We start from the raw sequence: 23,254 nt of genomic DNA, 5'->3' as shown, positions 1-23,254 counted from the left end.
AGCCGAAAAGGCTTTTTGACGCCACTTCGTTTCGTTTTGTTGAAAACTACCATGATGACCTCCTTTTTAATTTGGTCATCACGATTGTAGTTGGAAGGAAATGGACAAAAGCGCGTTAGAGTTGACGCTCAAAGTAGACTGCTTCGGATAAGCTGAGTTTGGGTAAATGAAGCAGCAGAGTCCAACTCGGGTGTGTCTACCAAGTCGGTGGCTATTCAGTTTTCGACTTTGGTTCTAAATATGAAGAAGTTATCCACTCGGTACGATACGCGAATAATCCCATTTAGATGGACACTTCCCATAAGGCGCTGAAATACAATTGAATTTGAGTAGGAATTAACATAATGAGCATCGTAAAACGCGAAATCATACGGCTGTTTAGCCTACATTTCCCAACAACTTTGTTTCAATACTGTCAGACAATTCTCCAGCAACCATTAACTCGCTATACAGGTTGTAGTCCCCAATAACCTCTTCGTGAGTTAAATAAAAGCGATAGTCATGGCAATAAGTTTCGTAATAATAGAGCTCTGTCATAGTGTCTAGCAACACAAATAATCTAATACAGTTCTCTTTCGTACCGAACTCTTCATCAAAAATCATGTGAGATGCAATATGTCGATTAAACCCCTTATGAGGAACACCTTGTTGTGAGTTTAAGTAAAAATGTTTGCATAGGATTTCATCACAAGCATTGCTAAATAAATCATAGAATAATGGATTTCCCGGTTTAGGGTTTCTTCGATATCCAGTGCGAAAAAACTTTCGTAGCTCTTCAAACTGAGGTTTAGAACCGTTACCTGTATAACCTAGCCAGCGCAGCATGACCCCTTCAATAACAGGTGCTAAAGTCAAAAAACAGCTTCTATAATTATGGCGGTAGTAGCTAACAAGAGACGCATCTATATACTTTGCAAATGGCTTAAAAGGAGCAAAGTGATTAAAGCGCCCTAATTTCTGGTGAGCCCGCATTTTGGGGGTCATTACTAGTTTTGCCACAAACCTTACAAGTGCTCGCTCGTCAAAGTATTCACGATTTCTATATATGTTCACTTGTTCATAATCATATGGAGTAATGTTTGTAGGCAGGCACAATGCTTTCGATGCTAAAAAACCTACTGCATCATACATCTGGTCGATGGTAGATAAGTCTGTACAACCCACATTGGTTTTAGCTTGATCTTCAAGTCTTTTCTTACGTGATGACTCAATATACTGATCGTAAATTTTCTTGCTAACCCTAGCCCAATGCTCTTCAGACACTGCATATTTGAGCTTAATGTCTTCAACACTAACTTTGTTGGCAATTGCGTCTACCACCAACGGTATCAACTCTTTTGTCTTCATTTTTGCTCAATGCTTGATTTTTATCTGTATGCTAGCCGCATTAAAGTGTGAACAACGCTACCACCTAACCTAAACCATTGTACCGTAAACACGAGACCCAACCTTGAACTGAAAATGCCAAGCGTTGGGAATCACTCTTAAATGCTTTGTATGGTGCTATGATTTACTAATTCGTCCATCACAAATGTCGTAATACTATGAGCCACGTTTATAGCTAAGCGAGCCTCATGTATTGAAATAGCCGGAGGTGCTGAACCACGACCATGAGCTGAACCGATATGTGACCGAAAAGCACCGACACCATCTATGATTGAGGCAACCCCAGCTAAAATTTTATTTTGGTCATCATTAAGCTGAGCATTTCTATTCAAAGGTATGTGCTGACGGGCTGTTTGCCAAAGAGGGCCGATGTTCATCCTACTAGGCATTGTCAGATTGTTGCGCTCGATGTAGTACTTCAAAACAGACTCTATAATTGCACTGGCTGCAGTTATTGATGAATGAGGATCAGTATTAATATTGGAAATTGCTCTTTCGAACTCTACCTCTATAGATTTAAAATCTCCATTTCTTAGGTAGTCTTCTAGCGTCTTAGTTGCGATAGAAGAACCAGCGCTGATAACGTACCCATTCATTTTGTATGTCAGCTGGTTTCTCTCTAAAGCAGCAATAATTCTGGCTTGCCCTTTCGTGGTCTCATTTTCAATAATATCATCATCGAAAAGAGACTTGGTTGGTTCAATATCCATAAAATTTTGTATGACACAACCCAATACCTTCAAAGCGTCAACATCTTGGTGTTCATTGCATCGCTTCAGCCAAGTCGAACACTTTGTTTCACAGTTTCCCTCAGGAGCATCTCCCGGAGCACCAGCTTCCATAAACAAAGAATTCAGCTTGCTATGACTATAATAATGGGCAGCTAACACGTTAGCGACCGCCCCTATAACTGAGTTTGGAATAATATTACTCAAATTTCCTCCAAGTACACCTGACGCTAATTATACAGCTACCAGCCTTTTTTCATTTAGCTATGATGCCGCCTTTAATTTAACTCTTCAATTGATAGTCAATAGGTTAGTAAGAGGGACGTTAGATTAGACCTGTAAGCGTAGCATAATTCCTGCTCCGTCCTCGTAGCGTGTCCTTCGGATAAGTTTTGGTGGGTTAAATATGTGTAAACAGGATGTGTGTAATTATTTACTCTGACTAACTTTGGGGCAATTATGGGTTGAGAATAGGTATACTCACAAATAGGTATACTCACGAAGCTATGGTCACATGCTTTGGCCCTGAATTTCTAAAAACCAATAGTCACCATTATTGCTCCAGTCAATGGAATAGCTCTTTGCTAAAGAAATATTTACATCTTTACCACCAATCGGGGTTGTTAGGTCTATCGGCCCAAATGAGGCACCTTGAGAAATGTCATAGTCCCAGCACTTTGTGCTTTTACTTTTGGGGTTAACAAGCCGATCCATATCGTTCATCACAAGTGATACACCCTCAGACATTCCAACCACAGATACATATTGCTCAAGAAGTTGCAAATCCTCGTATACGTCTTTCATGAATATATCGGTCGCTCCACGCTTACCTCCTGAAGAGCTAAGCGTACGATAGCATTTCATCTCAATAGCGATAGTGTGACTTTGCTGTTGTGAAATTCCACTAAAAACGAGGTCTATTTCTCTAGTTCTACCGTGAATATTAATCCCTGTTTCTAACTCTATGTTGAATCTATCACCTGAACTGAACGTTATAAGAGGAATCAGTTGCTGAAGTACATAGGCATATTGAAGCTGCATTGACGCTTCTTTGTTTATTGCAACTAAGTTATTACCAACTTTTTTGGAGAATATCGACCAACCAAGTGAAACAGCGGCCCTCATTCTTTCTGAAATTACATCTGATTCAATTGAGTACATTGTTAACCATGAGCAATGTGTTTGACAAAATGAAACGTTATATCCATTAATACAATTAAGTCAAAAGCTGATCAATGAACTGTGAGGCCAGCGAAGACTAGCTCACTTTGGGGCAGATTTGAGCTAGCTGGCACTTTTTAGAAAAGTGCCATGAGTAAAACTTCGCGTCTATGAAGCCTCTGGACAAAAATTAGTTTCGGAAAATCGAACATTAACAAGATATGAATAATTTTTTATAAGGCAAATTCGCCAATTAATACGTATTTGCACAGTGCGCACTTTGCCACGTTAAGTTAAATAAACTCTTATTATTCAAATTATTATCATTAATTGGCTCATGTCGTTTTAAATGCTCCCAGAGACTGGAGGGCATTAGATGACTAAAAACCAACTTTTTAGAGAATTCTATTGCCGTTTATCTTTAGAAGAGACCGCGGAACTATGTTTTAAAAATGTGACGACAGTCAAACGTTGGGACAAAGGAAAACCCATTCCAAATGAATGCAAGAGATTGATGAGACTTTGTGCTTATAGAGAAGTTGGGATTTCAGACGATTGGGTAGGGTTCTATGTCGAGAATGGGAAGTTTGTTTTGCCAACGGGACAAAGACTATCTGCAAGCCAAATACTGTTAGGAGCTGCTTTATTAGAAATAGGATCTAACGAAGATCGGAAAACAGTAAGTTCATTGATAAGGCTTGCACGTTGCATGGCCAAAACGCTTAACAAAGCAAGCTAAATAAGCACTATAGACGCTCAGTGTTCATTAAGCTCCAAACTAAAGCTATTAGCCAACCAGTACCAAAAAAAAGACTACCAACTATGTTAAGTACAGTAATTGCCGTCTTATGTGGATGGTCTTTTCCCCTGGCAATAATTGTTGGTAGAAGAAACAAATATATTCCGATACCCATAAAGATTAGGAAAAATATACTTTCCATACTACATACCTTAATTGTTAGTCATCAGATAGGTCTGAAATGTAATAGTAGTCTTCTGCAATTACTTCAATTAATGACCCCAAGTTTTCCTTAATGCTTTGACTTAACTGCTTTTCTGAACCAGCAATTGCCACTGCAAGCACATATGGGGCGGCGTTGCTATTTTCCCAATTGATGGAATGGGTTATTTTGAACGACATCATGCCAAAGTAGATGTCTAATGTGTCGTTGTATTTATACAAGTCGATGCTTACATCCATATAGTTATGGGCTTGGTGTTCGATATTTTCTTTGAGCTTTAAGTCTTTGACGAAGTTTCTGAATCTGAGCTTCACGTACCTTTGAAGCTCATTTTCTGAAATGAACTTTGCTGCATCGTCATTTATGTGTGTATTGAATAAATGCTCATCGTAGTGTGGGAGCCAACTATAGCGGCTTTCGTCAAACTGCTCGAAAACGTGTGTAGGGCGTTCAATTACTGACGCTAGTGAGCACGAAGAAAAAGCTAATAGTAATATAAGTAGTCTGTTCATTGTTGACCAAATCTAATTTATTAAGGGCGTGCAAGGTAAGTCTTCTCTTGACTGAACACAAGTAGGAAAATCTGAAACTAACCTTCGGATATTTCTGAGCATGTTGAACCATTTTAAAAGTGGCTACTATTAATCTAAATATCAATTGTGCGTATTATGTCTGCTTATGTTCAATGCAGCATATCTTGTCATTACGGTGCAACCTCTTGTATTTAGAGGTTTTATCTGTGAAGTATCGCGAAATGAGTAAGAATTACATTTTTCGAGAGTTAGAGTGCCAAATGACCAAGGAAGAGGTCGCGGAACTGTGTTTTAAAACTGTGAGAACGGTCACGGGATGGGACGAAGGAAAACCAATACCGCCTGAGTGCAAAAGACTAATGAGAATGGCAAAAGGTCGAGAACTAAGTATTAGCGAAGACTGGATACAGTTCAAAATGTTATATGACAGTATGGAGCTGCCGACAGGCCAAGTGGTGAGGCCGCAACAAATCTTAGCAGGGATTGCATTATTGGGTATTCAATCAGAGTTAGAGATTAAGACTTCAACACACTTGCTTGGCCTTGCTAGAGCGATAGCTAATATCTAGAAATAGGATTAGAAAAGTATGATTTTCCCAATGTGAGTTCAAAGCCTCAATAACATTGACTAAAATGATGTCATTCTTACTGAAGATCTAAGCAACAAGTGGTCACTTGGTATGCTTTCAACACCTGAAGACACTATGGTTGTTCTCGACACCATCTGCCGTTTGAAAAATGGTGTGTTCCCATATCCGATTTAATTCGCTTGGGCAGAGTTATCTCTAGCTAACTTCAACTAGCAGCAGCCTTCAACTCGAAACAGTCCCAGGATGGTTTAATCCTAACTGTCGCACTGTGCAATTTACTTATCCTTATGCTGTGGGAGCGTTTATGTATACACCTTACTAAAGGCTTTTCGCAGACTGAGCAATTAGCTCGTAATCATCACAGATAATAGAAGAATGATTGTAAAAAGTAGACATAGGCCATATCTTACTGATGTGTAAGGTTTAGTTGAGAAAAACAGTATGGCGCTAGAAGCGGGTGGATATGCAGAAAAGCTTGGTAATAGATATGAATCTAACTGGATTGCTTATCAGTTATTACGTCTATTACAAGAAAAGACGAGTTATGTGACTGTAGAGCCAATTGGGGATGACGAGGTCGGAGTTGACTTGGTAATAGGTAATAACGATGGTTCACACGAACATCACCAGTGTAAAGCGAGCTCTAGTAATGATGAATACTGGAATTTATCTAAACTTCACAGTACCAAAATTTTAAAAAACGCAAATTTTCAAATCAATAGAGGGGCTACAGAGTTTCACTTGGTTTCACCACTTTCAAGTAGAATTATCAGTGATTTATGTGAAAGTGCATTGAATAGTAATGCAATACCAATAGATTTCCTCGAACATCAAGTAAAACAAAGTAAAGATAGAGAAAAATGCTTCAATTCATTATGTGGGTATCTTGGCTTGTCCTTAAACTTAGAAGAGGATCTTCGAAAAGCAATGCTGTTTCTGCAACGCTTCAAGATTGTCCGTTATGATTTGAACAAACATAGCCAAGATGAATTAGAAGATAAAGCTTCGTCTCTGTTCATTGGAAGCAGTAGCAAATTAGTCCAGTACCTCAAATCTTATCCCGCCGAATATAATAAATTACGTAACAAGATTACGGCAAACCAACTATTAAGTGATCTAACAAAGGCCGGTTTTGTTGCAAGAAGTCTACCAGAAGATGAAAGAGTACTTTCAGTTGTTGAAAATCTTTCCAAAGAATTTGAGGAGTCAATCCAACCATTCTTAATATGTAATGAGCTTATTAAACGAAAAGAGCTGGATAACATCATCAATTCTTTGGAAGAAAACCCTGTAACGCTCGTTAGAGCAGAAGCTGGCGTTGGAAAAAGTTCATTGCTTCTCGAACTGCACCATCACCTTCGTAACAAGGGGGCGATAAGTGTCCCTGTGAGACTTGATCGACGAAATCCAGTCGATAATTTAGATGCGTATGGAAGGGCTTTAGGGTTCCCTTACTCACCTCCATTCAGCTTAAGTGCAATATCAAAGCACAACAAAGTTGTCATTATATTGGACCAGCTCGACGCTATTCGTTGGACTGGATCACATTCTAATGTAGCGCTGCATATTTGCCAGGATTTAATCCGACAAACGATCGCGCTGCGTAAAGAAGGTGCCGACATATCAATCGTCTTGGCTTCGCGGGATTTTGAGCTAAACGAAGACATAGCCTTATCAAGTTGGCTGAATAGTATTTCGGATTCATTACATGAGGTTAAATTATCTACGTTGAGTGAGGAAAAAGTCGTCGAGTTGATATCGCCATTTGAGACCTACTCACAACTTTCTTCCGTCAAGAAAGTGATTCTTAAGATACCTTTATGGCTTGGTATATACCTAACGATTGCACACCGGACGCAGAATGCACCTAGCTTTAACAACAAACTAGAGTTGGTTAAGAATTTTTGGGATGATCGATTAAGTCAAATACATGCCCACCATCTATCAATAGACGAAGCCGAACAGCTTATTGATAAGCTGGTAGGTTTAATGATGAAGCAAGGTTCTTTGTCTGTATCATTGAACTCTATTCGTGTAGGTTCGCGAAGGACCTTAGAGGTATTAATGTCAGTGGGAGTATTAACTAGCCAGGAACAACGAATAAGTTTTAGGCATCAGGCATTATATGATTATCAAGTCGGTTCAAAGTTATATCGAGCAGGTAGTGACTCTTCTGAAAAGCTTCTATATGAACTGGGTGGGTATAGCAACCAAACTCTGGATAAAAGAGAGCACCTTAGGTACGCATTAAATATGTTGCTAGAAGCTAACCAAAAATATTACTGCTCTAGTATTGATGCAGTTTTATTTAGCGATAACGTTCGCTTTCACCTGAAGTTCTTAGCCCTTAATTCACTAAAGGACTTAAAGGTCATTAAAGCCCCCGCAAGAAAACTAATCGACAAGTTAGTTCGTGATTCCGAGTTAATTCAGAAGTTTACCTCTACGACTTGCTTTAAAAATCCAGAAATCGTTGAATACCTATGTGAGAAGGGCATTTTGGGCGCTTGGCTAAATAGTTCTGATGAAAAGCTAATTGACACTTCTATCAGCCTCCTAAGTTCCATTTCAGAGCTTAAGCCAGCGTTAGTGGTGGCTACTTTACGCCCATATGTAGATAGGTCAGATAGTTGGAATCAAAAAGTATGTAGTAGTCTGTGTTGGGCTATTGAAGATGATTCTGACGATATGTTCGACTTAAGGCTTGAACTTATTCAAAAAGGCTGTTCTGTAAATTATATAGATTGGCGAAACTTGTCTAAGAAACGTCCATATCAAGCTTTATCATTAATTGAAGCTCTCTTGAGTCATTACAGAGAGGTTATCTGTAAGGATAGTTATTCATATGAGATTAGAGAGCATCGGAAAATCACACAAAGCGAAAACTGGTCTCTAACAGAGTTAGAAGACATGTGGGTCGTCGCTGAACAAGTTCCAGAAGAGGTATTGACGCGTTTACTTCGAAATATCACTGATATAGCGGAATCAGAAGGTGAACATGAATCGGTTTTGACTTGGTTACATAAGGATAAAGCTGATGATTATGAGATAGACCATAACCTAACATTTTGCATGTTTCAACTGATAGAAAAGGCGGGAGAAAACCTACAAACTGATTCTGGAATATTATACGAGCTCATAAAGCCTTACTTAGCGATTAAAAATCCAGTCACCGTAAACTTAGTCGCTAGACTATTACTTAATTTATCTCCAGAGTACGCTGATACAGTCATAGATTGGATCCTGCGTCGTCCAAATTCGCACTTATCGTGTGGTAACACACGTCTTGAACCAGTTTGGATATTGCCTGGAAAACTAATATCGAAGTTTTCAAAAAGTTGCTCCAACGGACATTTTACAAAGCTAGAAGAATCGATCACCCGCTTAAAAAGTGACATGAACATAGAGCAAATTAAGCGGATTTTGGAGACAAGACGAAGAGGGTCAGACTATAGTTATTGGGGAAGTGCTCAATATTTTTTGTTACCTAAACTCGATCAACACCGTATCTCTACTGCCACTGCACAATTAATTAAGGTTCTGGAGCGGAAGTTTATCAATTATTCAACCTTTGACTTTTGTTCAAATTATCAAATTACAGGGGGGATAATTACTTCACCATTACCTATCGGAAACAAACTTTCTAATAAGTCTTGGTCGAAGCTAATTCTATCTCCTGAAAAGCCATCTATTGGTAGAAACTGGAAGCAAGTAGGTAAAGAAGTAATGTCCGAGTCAACTATAACACAGTTCTCTCGCACTCTAGAGGATTCTGTTTGTAATGAACCAAGCAGATTCGCAAACCTTGCATTGTTGTTGCCCCAAAATATAGATCCTCGATATATAACTGCATTTTTTCGAGGGATAGCGGACTCTAGTAAAGAAAAAGCTCATAAGGATTACAAAGAGGATTGGTCCCAATGTAGTAATACTTTATTGGAAAAGGTTATCGAGCATTTCCCCCAAAATGAGTGTGAATGTGAGCGTGAACGTTCTTTAGTTAAATTACTTAGCTGCCGATCGCTGACCTCAGATACAAAAACTCTTAACCTACTGCTAAATTTGGCGCGCAATTCCAGAGACCCTGAATTTAACAAACTCAATGTTTGGAGCTCAGACAAAGGACATACTACTGATGTTGCATCAGCAAAGTCTTTGATGGATAACTCAATCAATTGTGTTCGGGGTCAGGCATATCACGCAATAGCTAAGATTTTTTTCAAAAACGAATCACTCGCAAACGAAAATAGGTACTTAGTAAATCACGCAATTGCTGATAAACACCCCGCAGTCAAGATGTCAGCCCTAGAGTTAATCTTGCCTTATCTAAATTACGATAGTCCATTTGCTCATTCTAAATTTATTGAGTTATGCACCAAAGATATTCGGGTCACTGGAGCATATGGTGCAAATTACTTTTTCAACCAAGGTTTCGAGAGCACTTACGTCAATGAATACGTGAAACTTGTTCTTAGAATGCTTGGCTCTCAGTATTTGGATATCAACAAAGAAGCAGCTAGGCAGATCTATGCTCGCTGGTTTTTCAATGACTTATTTAAACATGAGCTAACTTTGGTTCTGAGAGGGGACAAAGAGTTAAGAAGTGGGTGCGCTTCAGTGCTTTCCCAATTCTTACGGGAAGATAAGTACCATGACCGAATTGGCAAAATAGAGTCGTCATACATAACTTTGCTAAACGACGAGGATAAAGATGTTCTGCAACAAATAGGTAATTGTGTTCAGCATGATAGCTACTGGAAAAAGCATAATTCGACGTTCCTATTTAGTGAACTTGTGAAGTCAAAAGCTGCAAAACACAGTATATATCAGATATTTAAGAAGCTGGAAAGCTTTCCCGGCATGCTCACCGGTATAAGTAAATCTTTGTTGGATCTAGTAAAAAACATCGTTAAAGTTGATCAGAATGATGAGTTTTTTAAGCATCGACATCTTCATATTAGGGAATCTTCCCTCCTAAGCGTGTTGCAACGTCTTTACGATGAAGCTTCAGAAGATGAAGATGATGAGGCAATAAGTACTTGTTTAGACATCTGGGATGAGCTGTTGAATTCAGAAGTTTATACAGCAATGAGTGCGGTTAAAGAGCTTGATAATGGGCTGCTGTCTTAGTTTAAAACCCAATTGTTATTGATGTATTGAGGCTAACACTAGTTCGCCTCAATACTAACTTGCCAAGATCCGTACAACGTTGTGAGTTCTGTGCTATCTTGGGCCTAAAGAGGCTGCTCATTTTTTAGTTAACCTCTGAGCTAACTCATCCATGTAACATAACCGTATAAAACATTTATAAGCCATAACTTAAAATCACCATTTAAGATCAAACAGTAAATGAAGCCCGGGCTTTAAATGGGGTCTGATTTGATATTAAAGATATTAATGATCGGGCTGATTGCATCTCTATTATGTAGGCCACCAAGCGCTTCAGAACCATTTAGTAAATAAGCAAATGCTTGTAATAGCGTACCAACGATCAACCAAAACATAGCGCTAGTGAGCAGGGCATGAGCCATCTTTACACAAGTAACTGTGCTATTGGTTAAATCATAATTGATACGTAAAGCGCTCAACAGCTTTTTGGCTAATTGAAGTTGTAATGTTTCGGGGTTGTCATGAGTAATTAACTCTTGCCAGCTTAACAAGTGGAAGGATGAAACTTTAAGCGCTTTGTGGGACCACATCACGCACCTAATCGACATAATTAAGGCAAACATAAACGCAACAGTTGTGAGTAGCCCCAAAACACTTAAGCCATTGAATTCGATGAGAGTATCAAAACTAGTAATAATTGAAGCCAATGATATCAGTATTGGTATAAGTGCAGTTGAAGCTGCGATATATGTACCAGCTTTACTATCTACGGTCGATCGCCTTGCCTGTTCTTGATCGTACAACCGCCGAGATTCATCTAATGTAACACCTATCGCGTCATTTACTGACAAATCATTTAACAGTTCTAAGTCTCTTTCAAGGAGCTCTTTTTTTGCATTTTCAGAACCATATGAAATTGTCGGCCAAAACAAGTCAAGATTCATAATTATACTCACTAATTTTCATTAACTCGTGAACGATGGATGACGCAATTGGCAACTTAGTCTGATTCTCAATCCAAGCCCACTGGCCATTGGGGTTAATCTCAAGAAACTCCATCCAAATCACATACCAAATCGATAGCACCAAACCTCAGGTTCAAAGATCTAACTAGCCTGATACATTTCATTTTCAAATCATCTGGTATATCTATATGCTCGTGGAGCAGATCAATTCTTCCACCTTGACGCCAGTCAACTTTTGTTTTTTCAGATGTTTGTGACCAAATTGCTACAGGAAACACTTTATCGCCAACTACAGTTACGCGAACATCATATTTTTTTGAAATCTCTTGTTGATATATGGAGGGAGCAAAACCTATTGATTCGTCATACTCAGGTGTAAGTGTTGGTATCTGGCTAGTGAAAACAACACTTTCATTCTTTTCCTTTAAAAGTGCTTGTCTCAATGGCTTGGCTATGAGGTTTTCATTCGCTGTTCTCGCCATAACTGTAAAAACATCATTAGTAATAATACCTTGTGGTACGTTGAAACCAAGAGAACTTGCTAATAATAGCTGTCTTGGCTTATCTTCAGCTAAAGCTATGTTGGTAGGAGAGCTTAACCACTTTCTATCAAGCCGATAATAAATGCTCTTAAGAAATGATAGCCATTCCATATCTAAGTACTCTGATTCCCCTTCAGTTAGTGTGGGGTGAGAAGTTGTTGTAGGGCAGGGTCTTCTAAAGTAAGCAGAGGTGACTTTCTTACCGTTGATATCACCAATTTTCCAATCATCTATCGAGTCATAACCGATAGAACACCTATGCTCATTTAGTGTCTCTGTGTTAAGCCTAACATATGAAACACCTCTAAGCTTCAGTTCTCTGACAACATAGTCAGTAGTTAGATCTCGCTTATTAGTAACTAAAAGAATCATAACATACCAAAACTGTAGGAGTTATCGTCGCTTTCTTGCATCACTGCTGTTTTAGTGAGAAGCTCGTTTAAATGGCATAACCTAATATCATTGTCATCACTCTCATCTTGAACTTTGGTTTTTGTCAGCAATTCAAAAGCGTAGGACTGATCATCGCTTTCAATTTGAACGTCTGTTTTTGTGACTAATTCAGGGTGATTTCTATCAACTAGATTTATAATTGGCGTCTTGGATTCGTTATCAACCCACATATGTTCGTTTTCGCAGTAGTGCCCACCTAAAGATGGAACATCTGAATGAACTCTTTCTGTTGCGTAGTTAAGAATAAACGGCTTATGGGTATCTAACATAGATGTTCCTTAGGAATGTTTACGAAGATTATTTCAGCAGCAGTGCTACTTGATTTTTATCGTCAAGCTAGCATGAAACGTGGTGCGCATAAAAGGTATTTCTAAATCAATTTCGTAATTTAGTTTAAGGACACTTTCAGTGAATATCATACTAAGTTTTGTCGGTTCTATTTTTGAATTTTTCTAGATAGGCTTTCCCGCCGTTAACTACTATATCCCGTTAGTCTAAAGTGACTTTGGTAAAAAGGTGCTTCGGGGTTAGCGAACATCATTAATAATGATGCCTTAGTAGAAATGAATACTGACTGGGTGTTACTTCCTATTCGTGTCGTCAATATTGTACGAAGGGAATAGGTTATATCAACGTTCAAAGGTGCAAGCGACTCGCAATTTACAAACCATAGTAGTGATTTATTGCCTCCATCATTTTCAATGGCTTCAAGGAAACAAGAACTTTCTTTTGCGGTTAATGCGGCTACTGCCGATTCGTACTCAGAAAAGTCTAAAGAGTGAACGATAATACCTTCCTTTTCAGCTAGCGATGTTGTGTTTTTTATGAAATCAGGAGGAAGGGCTGAAGAGTCTGCGGTAGATATTCTAAAGTCCATATCCCATGCATTGCGCACAAAAATTTCTGGTGTGATTTGATACTCAGGAGAGGGGGCGCGTTTTGTATTCAATTTAAACTCTACTTTACTAGATTGTTAGTAAGAATAATAAACCAAATTATCAATGATCGGCACCCCACACACATTGACACTCTACAAGACATTATTAAACTCTAGCTGCTTCGAACACAACCATAAGGCTCTTTTTAACTCTGACAGATCAACTAATAACATTATGGAAGTAGATCATTAAGGTCACAATCTAGCACTTCAGATAGTTGATAGACTTTCTCTAGCGTAACGTTCACTTCACCTCTCTCAATTCTTCCAACATAACTGCGATCGATGTCGGCCAAGAGAGCCAGCTTATCCTGCGAGATTCCTCTCTCTTTTCTCACAGCCTTAAGATTCCTACCAAAATGCTTTGCTATATCTTTCATTTATAATCCGAAAAATGAAAGACTATCCACCCTTGAAGCTAAGATAACCACGGACTATAATCCGCATAATTATAAATCCTGATACTCCCATGAAAAAATCTAACAAATATCGAATAAATAAAGATATCTATGAAATTCTTTTCCCTAGAGCAATGTATGAAATTTCTGTCCGAGAAATAAGAAGAGAGTTTACGATTCGTTCTACAAGGGTCGGGGAAGAGCAACCAGCTATAAGGGCATTTATAAGTAGGGAACTGAAAAAGCTCGAAATTGCAGGGCTTTTAACCGGTAAAGGTTATGGTTCCCACCGCATCTACCGTAAATCTTTAAAGTTCTATGATGCTCTCTTTATTCTAACGAAGCGCAGAAGATATCCGAATAAAAAGAGAGAGATAAGCCTGCTTGAGGAACTAGAAAAAGAGAGAGCAGAGATTGAATTCGAGTTGGCCGCAGCCCTTACAGAAGTTGATGAGTACAATTTACTGATGGAACGCTCTGTTAAGTTAAAGCCATTGTTAACTCCGTTGTACAATGAGGCCAACAATAAAGCATCTTCTCTCGTGGCAAAGTTAAACGTTAGAAACAAAACCCTGAGACTAATCAACAAGAATAATCAACCATAAATCAAAGCAATTAGTGCAACGTAAAAGACATGCTCCAGATAGCGCCACGCTTTTTGTTATATCGATCTCTTTAACACCTTCTTGCTTAACCAATTCTCGAAAAAGTTAGCGCTCAAGAATGAACTGTTCTAGATTCCAACACACTAGCGTAATTTTAAAATTCTCATCGCAACAAGGTTACACTGTCACAACAGATCGAACTATAAAGTTTATAGTGGAACTCAAAGAAAAAATAATAAATGGCTAAAGAGGGCGGTCATACTGTTCATAATTTGGTTGTGGATAAACAAAAAAGAGCGCGCTAAGTTTCTCAATTCCTCGGATTGAAACTACCAAGAATGCACCACTGAGTAGGTTTTTAAGCGGTAATCACCATTATTTAGACGATAGTTTAAATAATGGTGATTACCTACTTTATGGTAAATCAAACTATTGTTAAATACATTCGGTTATGGACTACGAAAACAATTGAACCATTTTCCATCATTTATCATTTCCCTTACCATATTCTCTCAACTCACGAATGAGATCCTTTGCAAGTAATGTCTCAACACTAACTGCAAGATGGGAGTCAACATGTTCAATGATGTCTGCGACAGCTAAAATATTACGCTCATAACGCACCTTGTAGTCTTTAAGCGCACTATCGAGACGGTCAGCCTTACTGATGTAGGCGGCACCGGTACGCCCCTCAGCCAACATAGCTTTCTCATCATTGGTTAATTCACGCTTACCATCTTCATGGTTATTATGCTGGCGAAGTTTGTATTCATTGATAATAACTCTACGGGTACTCAGGGTGCTGACCCCGCCCTTGATAATACCTTTAGCCTTCAGGCGTGCATGGAGTGTTGATGGCTGAATGGGGGACTTTTCAAGCCCCTCACGCACCATCGCTTGCAGCTCAGCTTTGATGTAGGCATCAAGCTCTTTACCCTGAATCACTTTGTCATCTGCATTACGAGTACGTGGTACTTTAGCCATTATTTGATTCCTTCTGGGCTGCATCTCTCTCCAAGCGTTTTTGTTCGATGAAGAACAGGTCGGCAAGGGTTTTCGGGGTTTTACCAATTAGCATTTGTTCATTAATTCGCGCCATGATTCGGCCTAGCGGGTTGTCTTTGTCGTCTGACATGAGATCTACTAGTTTCTTGGCGCTTTGAGCCTCGATGGCGCCTGCTTCCAGAGCTTCCAGCACAACCAGAGCCTCTTCTTGTTCTTCCAGAGCCAATTTGAAATTAGGGTCAGCTTCAGCGAATTTACGAAGCTCAATAACCTCGGCTTGCTTGATAGCCAGACGCCGAGAGGCTTCCTCAGCTTCACCCAAACGTCCTGTAAGGGTGAAGTACCCACAAGGCAATCCTGACTGACATTTCACGGCATGAGGGCAGCCCCAGCGTGCTACGTCACGCGTACAAGCACCAAACCCTAAAGGGTGTAGTTTTGCATGTCGCTCCAGCAGTTCCTTCGCCTTTTCCGCCATGCCTTGTGCTACTAGTTTTTCGTGGGCAGCTTTAAGTTCAGGGAGGAACTTATCCGACATTGCACCTGCGATATAGTGAGCTACTTCGTCAGTAGTTTCGCCAAAGGTCTGCATGTTTTGTTTAAGGTTGTGCTCCACGCTTAGTTTTGGATTTATCGCCATTGAGGTTGATGCTTTAACGTTGGCGACACCAGTGTTCTTCGTTGGCATAGCTGATTTAGCAAGAGCTGACATCCGGCGACTAACCTCAGTCCTTGGAGGTTCTTGAACAGCAGAAACCGATGGTTTTGGGCGAGGTTCAGGCTCTCCATCAGCATCAAATAGAGACAACTGGTTTTCTTTTGCAAGAGCATTTTTTCCTTCATCATATGCTTTCTCAAGCATGGACATTGCTAATGAGGCTGTCTGATAAGACTGCGATTGTGCTTGGTGTTGGTAATGCTTGTTCTGGGTGATATCAACACGACCCATTAAGATGGCTTGAATATGGTCAGTCACACCTGCGATAGCCAAGAAGGTATTGATGTTATGCCTTGGCACATGCTTTTTCAGTTGGATACGAGAACCGTCATCTTCAAACAAGTTGAAGTAGTCGAAGAGAGATTTACGGTTATTGGCACCGCCTAGCCATGCCTCAACGGCATGTTCATCCAGAGGAACTATGTTCTGTAACGAAACAAAATCTTGCCCAATACCAAACGCACCTTCCGGCATAATGAACATTAAATCTTCGTAGTTGAAATGCTCCCAGTCACCACTGTCTTTTAGCGACAACACACATTGGTGCCCCTTAGTGAAGTTCTTGGTTTGGGCATAGCGCTGGTACACATAATCATTTAATTGTTCTTTGGTAAAATATTTACCTTGAACGTTAAATTTCTCCGTTTCACAACTCACAATCGGTTTGTAACCAGCCCATGATTCCATAGAAACGCTGATAGATTTATAGAGCACATTACGACGACCGCCTGTACCAGTAAACATGATGTCATAGAGTTCACGGCACTCAATCAGGTCTTCCGAAAGCTCTACGATTTTACTAGGCAAGAAGTTGGTGAAGTCAGAGTCTCTAAAGGCTTTGATGGTCTCACGGAAACCATAGGTCAGTTCTTCCACCTGCTTATAAATCATCTCAACCACTGGGTAAGAGGTCGGTGCCAGCCAATGAATTCGCCAGCCTGCTTTTTTTGCACCAAGGTATTCAATACCTAGTTTGTAAGTAGGCCAACCTTGGTCAATGGCGTGCTGACGCTTACTTTCTTCGGTGATATCCCTTTTAACCAATGAATCCATGTTCATCGACATGACTTCTTGGAAGCGGAAGCCACAGATGATGCAAAGTAGCAACATGTTGTAAAAGATGCGCTGATAGTCGTTTTCTGCCAGTGCCATCAGCTCAATAACAGCCATGAATGCACGGATGGAAATCAGCTTTTTGTCAGGGGTGTCGTCTGGACTTAATTCGGAAGCCTTCTTCTTTTCCTTTGTCCCAACAGAGGAGCTACGGCAAGGGTGCTTATTTTCGACTTCAATATTCACCATGAATAAATCATACTTCCGAAGAAGTTTGATAATATTTACGGCAACGTCGCAATAGTCACTGACGTTAGGGGCGCTTTTTGAGTTGTCTTTATGGCGATCCATAGCAGCATGAATGATATCGGCAGTGAGGTACATAGGGTGCGTTTGACCCGTTTCTGTAACCATTTCCCAGTACCAACGCTTCATGATCTGCAATGGCTTATCTAGAGTTGAACCTGATGGTAAACCGCTGGAAATCACAACCTGATGCATGTGGTAAGCACGCATAAAGTCCTGAAAATCTTTAGAGATTTCCATTTTAGTGAGTCCTTTAACGCGATTTGATACTTCACTCCATTTAAAGCCGTGGTCTTTGGTTTCTTTTAGCCACGCAACACCTTTTTCGCCAAAGTGCCAAGACGCTGCATCCCAGTCCAAGTCTCCAACCGCATTGTAGGCTTCAAGGCGCTCATGAAATTTCGTTTTGTGTTTGTCCACGTAGGCAACGAGGTTCTTTGCGTGCTTGTTATTTATTACCTGAGCCATTTATTCGATCTCTTCCTTAGCCTGAACCATTTTGATACGAGTAATTACCTGAACCACATGGTCTTTCCTACGTACCAATTCAGTCATCAATGGGTGGTGTACTTGACCTGTGTCGTCAGCAACGTGACGGATTTCATCAAGCTCGTCAAAGAATGAATCGAGTGCTACCTCGTGCTTACCGTCTGTGAAGGGCATAAAGTACAGGCATCCATAGCACCCACGACCTTGGGAGAATGGGCAGATGTTTTCTTCGTAATTGCACCCGCCAATATGGTGATGTAGCTTGCCGCCGATAGAGGCAGCAACCCGACGACCTTTCCACTCAGTGCTGTGGACTAGGTTGCCAGTCAATGCCAGCGTAATCATGTTCTTGAACACAGGATTTCGACCCAGCGCCATCTCTCGGATGTCAGCCATCTCGGGGGTAGCTGCAATGTATTTGTCGGCAACGACGTAGTTGGAATGTCCTAAGATATACGCAATCTCAGCAGCACTCGCACCGTTCATCGCCATAGAGTGACCAACGTTGTGCCGGAAGAGACTGGCAGTATAAACGGGCAGTTTGTAGCCTTCGTTTTGTACAGCCTCCTGAATTTCCTTAGGGGAGAACTTGAGCAGCATATTCTTAATCGATTTATCAACCATCGACCTCGAAGCTAGCTTTGTAGGAAATAGCGGGGCTTCATCCCCAATTTGCTCTAGGTACTTGTACAGGGTGATCAGCTTCCCAAGCTCTTCCGGAACAGCGATACGAACCCGGTCAATAGTCAATTTCGACTTCTTTGCATAAGGCACAAGTAATGAATAACGCATTCCATGTTCATTCATGGTGTCTACTACATAGTCACCTCCAGCCATCTTTCCTATTTGAACTGGTCGCGCCCCTACGTAATAGACGATGCCAGTGATGATACAATCTCTTAAGACATCGATTTTTGCGATTTTTTTGACCTTCTCAAGATGCTTGACCTTAGCCTCTTTGGTCTCCAGTTTCGGGCATAGTTTTGACGCCCATAGCTGAATACCGTTCTCGATCATCAGGCTTACTTCATCAGGGATAACGAGGTCTAAGTTCTGGTAGCGACCCCAATTTGCGTTCCTAGGTCGAGGGACTTCTAGCAATAAATCCTCAAGGTCACCCTTATCACCAGTGCTCTTAAAGAAGTTGACTCGTTCAAGTCGGCGGAGGGCGTAGAGTGCGTAATAGAAATCTTTATTGACGTATATTTTATCCTGAACCTTAGCAACCAACTCTTGAAGTTTTGCTATCAGGCTCTCACGCGAAACAACCTCAAGTTCTGCAAGTATTTTTGCAAAACGATCAGCAAAGCCGTCAGCACTACTTGCAGAGTTCTCTTTTATGTATTCAACAGTTAGATGCTTAAGCAACTTGATTGAAGATGAAGATAGAGTACGGAAGTTCTTACCGGATGCAAACAAGATGGCTTTGTTTGCACCAGAAAAACGGTATCGCCAATCACTAGAAGTCAGGCTCAAAAACTGGTCATCAAACTCGGAGGCATTCATCAAGAACAATCTCGGCGGCAACTCCATAACATCAATTCGATCAAGCTGCTCAGCGGTGAATAGCGAGTGACCATGTAGTGGCTCTTGTGCAGGGTTATTAATCGAATAACTCGAATGGGATGTCTTCATCATATCCATCATCTTCTAAAGGGTTGTAAGTTGATTTCGTTTCACTCTTCGGAGCAGGTATAGCGGCCTGCCAATCATTACGTTTAGTTCGATTCTTATTACTCTCGTTACTCACCATTTCGACAAATCGTTTGGCATACTTTAGAGGCACGTTACTGGTCACAGACCAGCCTCCTAATGATCGCAGTTTTTCGACAGCGGCATCTAGCTCACCATTCATCCTTGCGCGGATTCCGTAGTCACTAGCCATCATTAAATTCTCTTTCAGAATTTCGTTGTAGATGTATTCCAATGTGATGTATGCCCAAGTGTGTCGGCCTACATGGGGAGTCAATTTCACCATATAATCGATCTTCTTTTTCGCCTCGGTTCGGTAATAGGGATGGAGGTGAACGAACGAAGGGTCGATTTTTTTCTTATAGATTGTGCGAATTCCATCGTAGGAGAATGGGGTTAGCTTTCCAGACCCTTTGATAAAGAGGATGCCATGATCTTTGATAGCTTTTTCTTCAAACAGCGGAGCACGGTAACGATTGTTAAAGATCTCAACCATGATGAAGTCGTCTTCAGTCAGCTCTATTCGACGATATGAGTGCTCTGTCTTAACTGACGGCTTATGCCTCCTTGGGTCATCAACCTCATCCGGTAGATCCTGTACAACCATCACAAATTGAGTTTCACCTCGTGAGTCTGGCAGCGTTTCGGCAATGCTGTCTGTCATGAGCAACTGCACCTCACCGACACGCAAACCATAGTTGTACATAAATCTATGTATGAGATAGTTACGATATTGCTGAAAACCTTCTTCAAATGGATTTACAGGGTTAACTACGGCATCAACGAGTTGATTAGTATCAACATCAGTGAAAGCAGGAGTAGAGGGGATTAACATGTTCATCAGCTCAATGCTCTGCTTTTCCGTGATACTTTTGTATCTGTGTGCAGGCTCGTTCTGAGAGACCTCAATCTTATTGAAGTTATTTATTGCATAAGCAAGGTTCTCTTTGTTTGCCTCGCTAATTTGATGAGCTTCCATTGGTGACATATTTTGGTATGACACATTCATGTATCGGTAGTTGAGGTACTTAAAAAAACCGCCAACATGGCTGATGTGCCCCCCGTAGGTTACTTTGTTTGCCTTAGTGATACCTGAGTGCATAAAACCAAGACCAACAATATCCTCCTCATTATTAAGGTGCTGCTGACCAAGGAGGTAAGTGAAGAAGCCATCAAGCTCATCAATAAACTTCGAAATATTGTAGCCAGCCTCGTGGAAGGCGTAATCGAAAGTAACCTTGTGCTTCTTGACGAAATATACATAGAAGAACTTCAGTGAACGATGGATGTTCCCCTGAGTGCTCAACCGTTTCCGGCGCAGGTTTTTTAATGCGTAGATTGTGACGAACAAGGACGGCAGGGTGGTCTCATCATCAACCAAGATAAGAGTTTGTTGCTTATTCCTTGTTACTTCCAAAGTTGTGTAACTCATGAACCTAAATGAAACCTCACAATTTAATGTTATGAAGTTATCGTAAGCCCAGAACATAAATTTGACAAGTGGTTGATCTGGTCGGTAAGTTGTTGAAAGTATCCTACTTATGAAGCTAAGCCAAAACCCGACTTATTTAACATAACGTACATAATACGCAGTTAATAATACGTGTAGTTAATTCTAAAGGTAGTATTCTCATCTTTTGTCCTTAAAATCCTTGTTCCAACTGACTCTCACGCTTCTTGCGCCGTTCAGGGTTTTCTTAGCGCATTTGAAATCAAATAATTATATGTGCGGCCAACATCTACACAATCCAACCTTCATTCAGCAAATCTAATTGACGAGAAACTTTGTCCATCTGATTTAACTTATCTTGCCACTTCTCTGTTTGCACTAACGAACCGCCGCGTTGTGTGTGATTCTTGTGAGCATTGCTGTTGTTTCTTTTTCAGATTTCACACACGCGACCAATGTTTCTTATCAACTGCACATGCTTAGCTCTCGTTTAAATCCATCAACTAATAAAGTTCGTGTGTCTTATGTAGACCCGCACACAGATTTTTCAAACCTTCTTAACGATTCTCTCTAGAGTTAGTACTTTGTGTTCTGTTTGCATAGATTCATTACACTTATTGCTGGTACACAACACCGATACTTGGGAGATCCATAATCACGGTTTGCCCTGAAATTACGTTCAATTGGACTTAGGTAGCTTTGGTAATAAACCTAAGAGTTACTTTAAACCCATTGCGCTTAGTTTTTCTTTACTTGTTTTCTCTAACTGATATGCCTGCTTTGAAGTTGCAATGGTGTTACCGCCTGAGATTAGAAAGCTTATAATGTTTATCGACACATGTAATCAATAAGTAAAGTGACACTGTAGCTAGCTGTACAGATAAAGCTTGGTCCTATGGAACACAAAATAAAGAACCCAAATAACAACTGTATATTTACACAGTTAAATTATTATCCCCTTAAAAACGTTACCTTTCGTATAAATACCGAACAAAAACAACGCTATTTAGGCATATATCTATCGCTGGGCGCGTATTTTTGCCTAGCAATCACGCTAGTGTCGTTGATCTCTTTTAATACGCTCATGGATAAGAACTACATCATCACACCTGACAGATAGCCTACGCGCGTAAATACGGACAGAGACCAAGATGGTGGCACCGTAGGCTCATTACATAAGTCAGAAGATGGAATTAAGTTACAGTGTGACTTTTAACAAACCTATAGCTTACCCTTCTGTGAAATTGAGTACGTTATATCGACCCAAAATAAAGGGCTCGATCTCTCAACGTTCGATTCGGTCACCATCAATATAGAATATGAAGGTCAAGAGTAGCCAAGGTTTCGATTCTACATACGTAACCACGACGACAACTACAGCGCTCAAAGCGACCTTATTTCTAACAAGTTCTATCGCTTAGACTTATCATTCCCCAATAGAAAACACATCGATTTAGCATTCTCAAATTGATACGCGCCGCATTCCTTAATCGACTTCTACACAACACCTTACGCCTCGTAAGCTTTTTAAATACTTATTCTGTAAAGCACATATGTGGCAACGAAGCTTGCTCTAAGCGGTGGTAAGCCATTCGCGATATCGGTTTTGAACATTACCGCTGTGGATTGTCTCACTCTGTTCTTCGATGAAATCATCATTTGTCTGCTTCTGAACATTCATGGATTCTCATCCGTTCAAAATACAAGTCACAACGTCACTAGCCGTAAAAACACCATATATTTAGCCACTTAGGTGCGGTGACACAAATACTGACACCTAAAATGGCGATTGTTCCACTTTCAGAACTTACTGTAATTTAATTACAACCCAAAGCCAAGAAATGCCTGAAAAGTGGATCACTCCGACATAACTTACTGAATAAAAGGAATTTAATGGTTTTGGATAGGTCGGGAATTTAGGGTAGCTAAAGAGTTGGTATGTACGAGATAATATACTAGAGGGTAATATATTTAGTTATAGTGCACTAAGGGTTAAAAAAGAAGGGCTGATGCCCTACTCTTCTTTATTACTCATTTCTTCACGAATTTGCTCAGCAACGATTTTAATCGCTTGTGCTGTGCTGATGCCCTGTGTCATCATTTCTTGAATTCGTTCAACAGCTTTCTGTTGTTCTTCGTGAGAAAGGGTTGGTAAGTCGTTTAGCATGCTCT

The 23,254-nt window shown here is 40.3% G+C and carries 19 protein-coding genes and 1 pseudogene; 5 read left to right on the top strand and 15 right to left on the bottom strand.

From position 1 onward, the window contains the following. Positions 1-378 precede the first annotated feature (378 nt). The 3 genes from AB4249_RS18270 to AB4249_RS18260 all read right to left on the bottom strand — a co-directional run bounded on the left by AB4249_RS18270 (position 379) and on the right by AB4249_RS18260 (position 3,275). Positions 379-1,347: a hypothetical protein gene (locus AB4249_RS18270; RefSeq protein WP_372104263.1), complete on the bottom strand. Its 969-nt coding sequence runs from the start codon at positions 1,345-1,347 to the stop codon at positions 379-381. Positions 1,348-1,484: 137 nt separating this feature from the next. After that, positions 1,485-2,321 carry an abortive infection family protein gene (locus AB4249_RS18265; RefSeq protein ID WP_102558667.1) on the bottom strand — a complete coding sequence of 279 codons (837 nt, stop codon included), beginning with the start codon at positions 2,319-2,321 and terminating at the stop codon, positions 1,485-1,487. A gap of 303 nt (positions 2,322-2,624) precedes the next feature. After that, positions 2,625-3,275 (bottom strand): hypothetical protein, encoded by a 651-nt coding sequence (locus AB4249_RS18260; protein ID WP_137374226.1) that lies wholly within the window; start codon positions 3,273-3,275, stop codon positions 2,625-2,627. Positions 3,276-3,651: 376 nt separating this feature from the next. On the opposite strand from AB4249_RS18260, the gene AB4249_RS18255 reads away from it, so the two are divergent. Continuing rightward, a complete protein-coding gene (locus AB4249_RS18255; protein WP_137374227.1) occupies positions 3,652-4,014 on the top strand; it encodes a regulator in 363 nt (120 codons plus the stop codon). 7 nt (positions 4,015-4,021) lie between these two features. On the opposite strand, the gene AB4249_RS18250 is transcribed toward AB4249_RS18255, so the two are convergent. Next, positions 4,022-4,189: a superinfection immunity protein gene (locus AB4249_RS18250; RefSeq protein ID WP_353960345.1), complete on the bottom strand. Its 168-nt coding sequence runs from the start codon at positions 4,187-4,189 to the stop codon at positions 4,022-4,024. Positions 4,190-4,233: 44 nt separating this feature from the next. Further along, positions 4,234-4,749 carry a hypothetical protein gene (locus tag AB4249_RS18245; RefSeq protein WP_137374229.1) on the bottom strand — a complete coding sequence of 172 codons (516 nt, stop codon included), beginning with the start codon at positions 4,747-4,749 and terminating at the stop codon, positions 4,234-4,236. A 227-nt stretch (positions 4,750-4,976) separates the two neighbouring features. On the opposite strand from AB4249_RS18245, the gene AB4249_RS18240 reads away from it, so the two are divergent. Both AB4249_RS18240 and AB4249_RS18235 read left to right on the top strand, forming a co-directional pair. Continuing rightward, on the top strand, positions 4,977-5,339 hold the full coding sequence (locus tag AB4249_RS18240) for a phage protein (RefSeq protein WP_137374230.1): 363 nt from the start codon (positions 4,977-4,979) through the stop codon (positions 5,337-5,339). A 462-nt stretch (positions 5,340-5,801) separates the two neighbouring features. Next, positions 5,802-10,490 (top strand): hypothetical protein, encoded by a 4,689-nt coding sequence (locus tag AB4249_RS18235; RefSeq protein ID WP_372104259.1) that lies wholly within the window; start codon positions 5,802-5,804, stop codon positions 10,488-10,490. Between the two features lie 233 nt (positions 10,491-10,723). On the opposite strand, the gene AB4249_RS18230 is transcribed toward AB4249_RS18235, so the two are convergent. From AB4249_RS18230 to AB4249_RS18210, 5 genes are all read right to left on the bottom strand, one after another. Beyond that, complete coding sequence (locus AB4249_RS18230) at positions 10,724-11,413, bottom strand: hypothetical protein (protein WP_137374233.1); 690 nt, start codon at positions 11,411-11,413, stop codon at positions 10,724-10,726. 101 nt (positions 11,414-11,514) lie between these two features. Next, a complete protein-coding gene (locus AB4249_RS18225) occupies positions 11,515-12,348 on the bottom strand; it encodes a RimK family alpha-L-glutamate ligase (protein WP_372104256.1) in 834 nt (277 codons plus the stop codon). Next, entirely contained in the window at positions 12,345-12,698 is a 354-nt protein-coding gene (locus tag AB4249_RS18220) for a hypothetical protein (protein ID WP_137374235.1), read from the bottom strand. The genes AB4249_RS18225 and AB4249_RS18220 overlap by 4 nt, the downstream gene beginning before the upstream one ends. Before the next feature lie 203 nt (positions 12,699-12,901). Continuing rightward, positions 12,902-13,378, bottom strand: a complete 477-nt coding sequence (locus AB4249_RS18215) for a hypothetical protein (protein ID WP_372104253.1) — start codon at positions 13,376-13,378, stop codon at positions 12,902-12,904. A 161-nt stretch (positions 13,379-13,539) separates the two neighbouring features. Continuing rightward, a complete protein-coding gene (locus AB4249_RS18210) occupies positions 13,540-13,746 on the bottom strand; it encodes a helix-turn-helix domain-containing protein (protein ID WP_137374236.1) in 207 nt (68 codons plus the stop codon). 89 nt (positions 13,747-13,835) lie between these two features. On the opposite strand from AB4249_RS18210, the gene AB4249_RS18205 reads away from it, so the two are divergent. Then, on the top strand, positions 13,836-14,369 hold the full coding sequence (locus AB4249_RS18205) for a hypothetical protein (RefSeq protein ID WP_372104250.1): 534 nt from the start codon (positions 13,836-13,838) through the stop codon (positions 14,367-14,369). A gap of 483 nt (positions 14,370-14,852) precedes the next feature. On the opposite strand, the gene AB4249_RS18200 is transcribed toward AB4249_RS18205, so the two are convergent. From AB4249_RS18200 to AB4249_RS18185, 4 genes are read right to left on the bottom strand one after another with little or no spacing between them, the layout of a single operon-like run. Next, on the bottom strand, positions 14,853-15,353 hold the full coding sequence (locus tag AB4249_RS18200) for a hypothetical protein (RefSeq protein ID WP_372104249.1): 501 nt from the start codon (positions 15,351-15,353) through the stop codon (positions 14,853-14,855). Then, positions 15,346-17,919 (bottom strand): hypothetical protein, encoded by a 2,574-nt coding sequence (locus AB4249_RS18195; protein WP_372104246.1) that lies wholly within the window; start codon positions 17,917-17,919, stop codon positions 15,346-15,348. Before AB4249_RS18195 ends, AB4249_RS18200 begins: the two co-directional genes overlap by 8 nt. Continuing rightward, positions 17,920-19,578, bottom strand: a complete 1,659-nt coding sequence (locus AB4249_RS18190) for a site-specific integrase (RefSeq protein WP_372104243.1) — start codon at positions 19,576-19,578, stop codon at positions 17,920-17,922. Then, positions 19,544-21,064 (bottom strand): site-specific integrase, encoded by a 1,521-nt coding sequence (locus tag AB4249_RS18185; RefSeq protein ID WP_372104240.1) that lies wholly within the window; start codon positions 21,062-21,064, stop codon positions 19,544-19,546. The genes AB4249_RS18190 and AB4249_RS18185 overlap by 35 nt, the downstream gene beginning before the upstream one ends. A 997-nt stretch (positions 21,065-22,061) precedes the next feature. On the opposite strand from AB4249_RS18185, the pseudogene AB4249_RS18180 reads away from it, so the two are divergent. Continuing rightward, positions 22,062-22,550 (top strand): annotated as a pseudogene (locus AB4249_RS18180) (GGDEF domain-containing protein); the annotation flags it as partial. A 546-nt stretch (positions 22,551-23,096) separates the two neighbouring features. Here the strand turns inward: AB4249_RS18180 and AB4249_RS18175 are convergent. After that, positions 23,097-23,249 (bottom strand): YoaH family protein, encoded by a 153-nt coding sequence (locus AB4249_RS18175; RefSeq protein ID WP_004731009.1) that lies wholly within the window; start codon positions 23,247-23,249, stop codon positions 23,097-23,099. Positions 23,250-23,254: the final 5 nt, after the last annotated feature.

Source organism: Vibrio sp. 10N.261.55.F4 (genome assembly GCF_041470465.1).
Taxonomy (GTDB): Bacteria; Pseudomonadota; Gammaproteobacteria; order Enterobacterales; family Vibrionaceae; genus Vibrio; species Vibrio crassostreae_C.
This window is presented reverse-complemented; position numbering and strand designations above follow the sequence as displayed.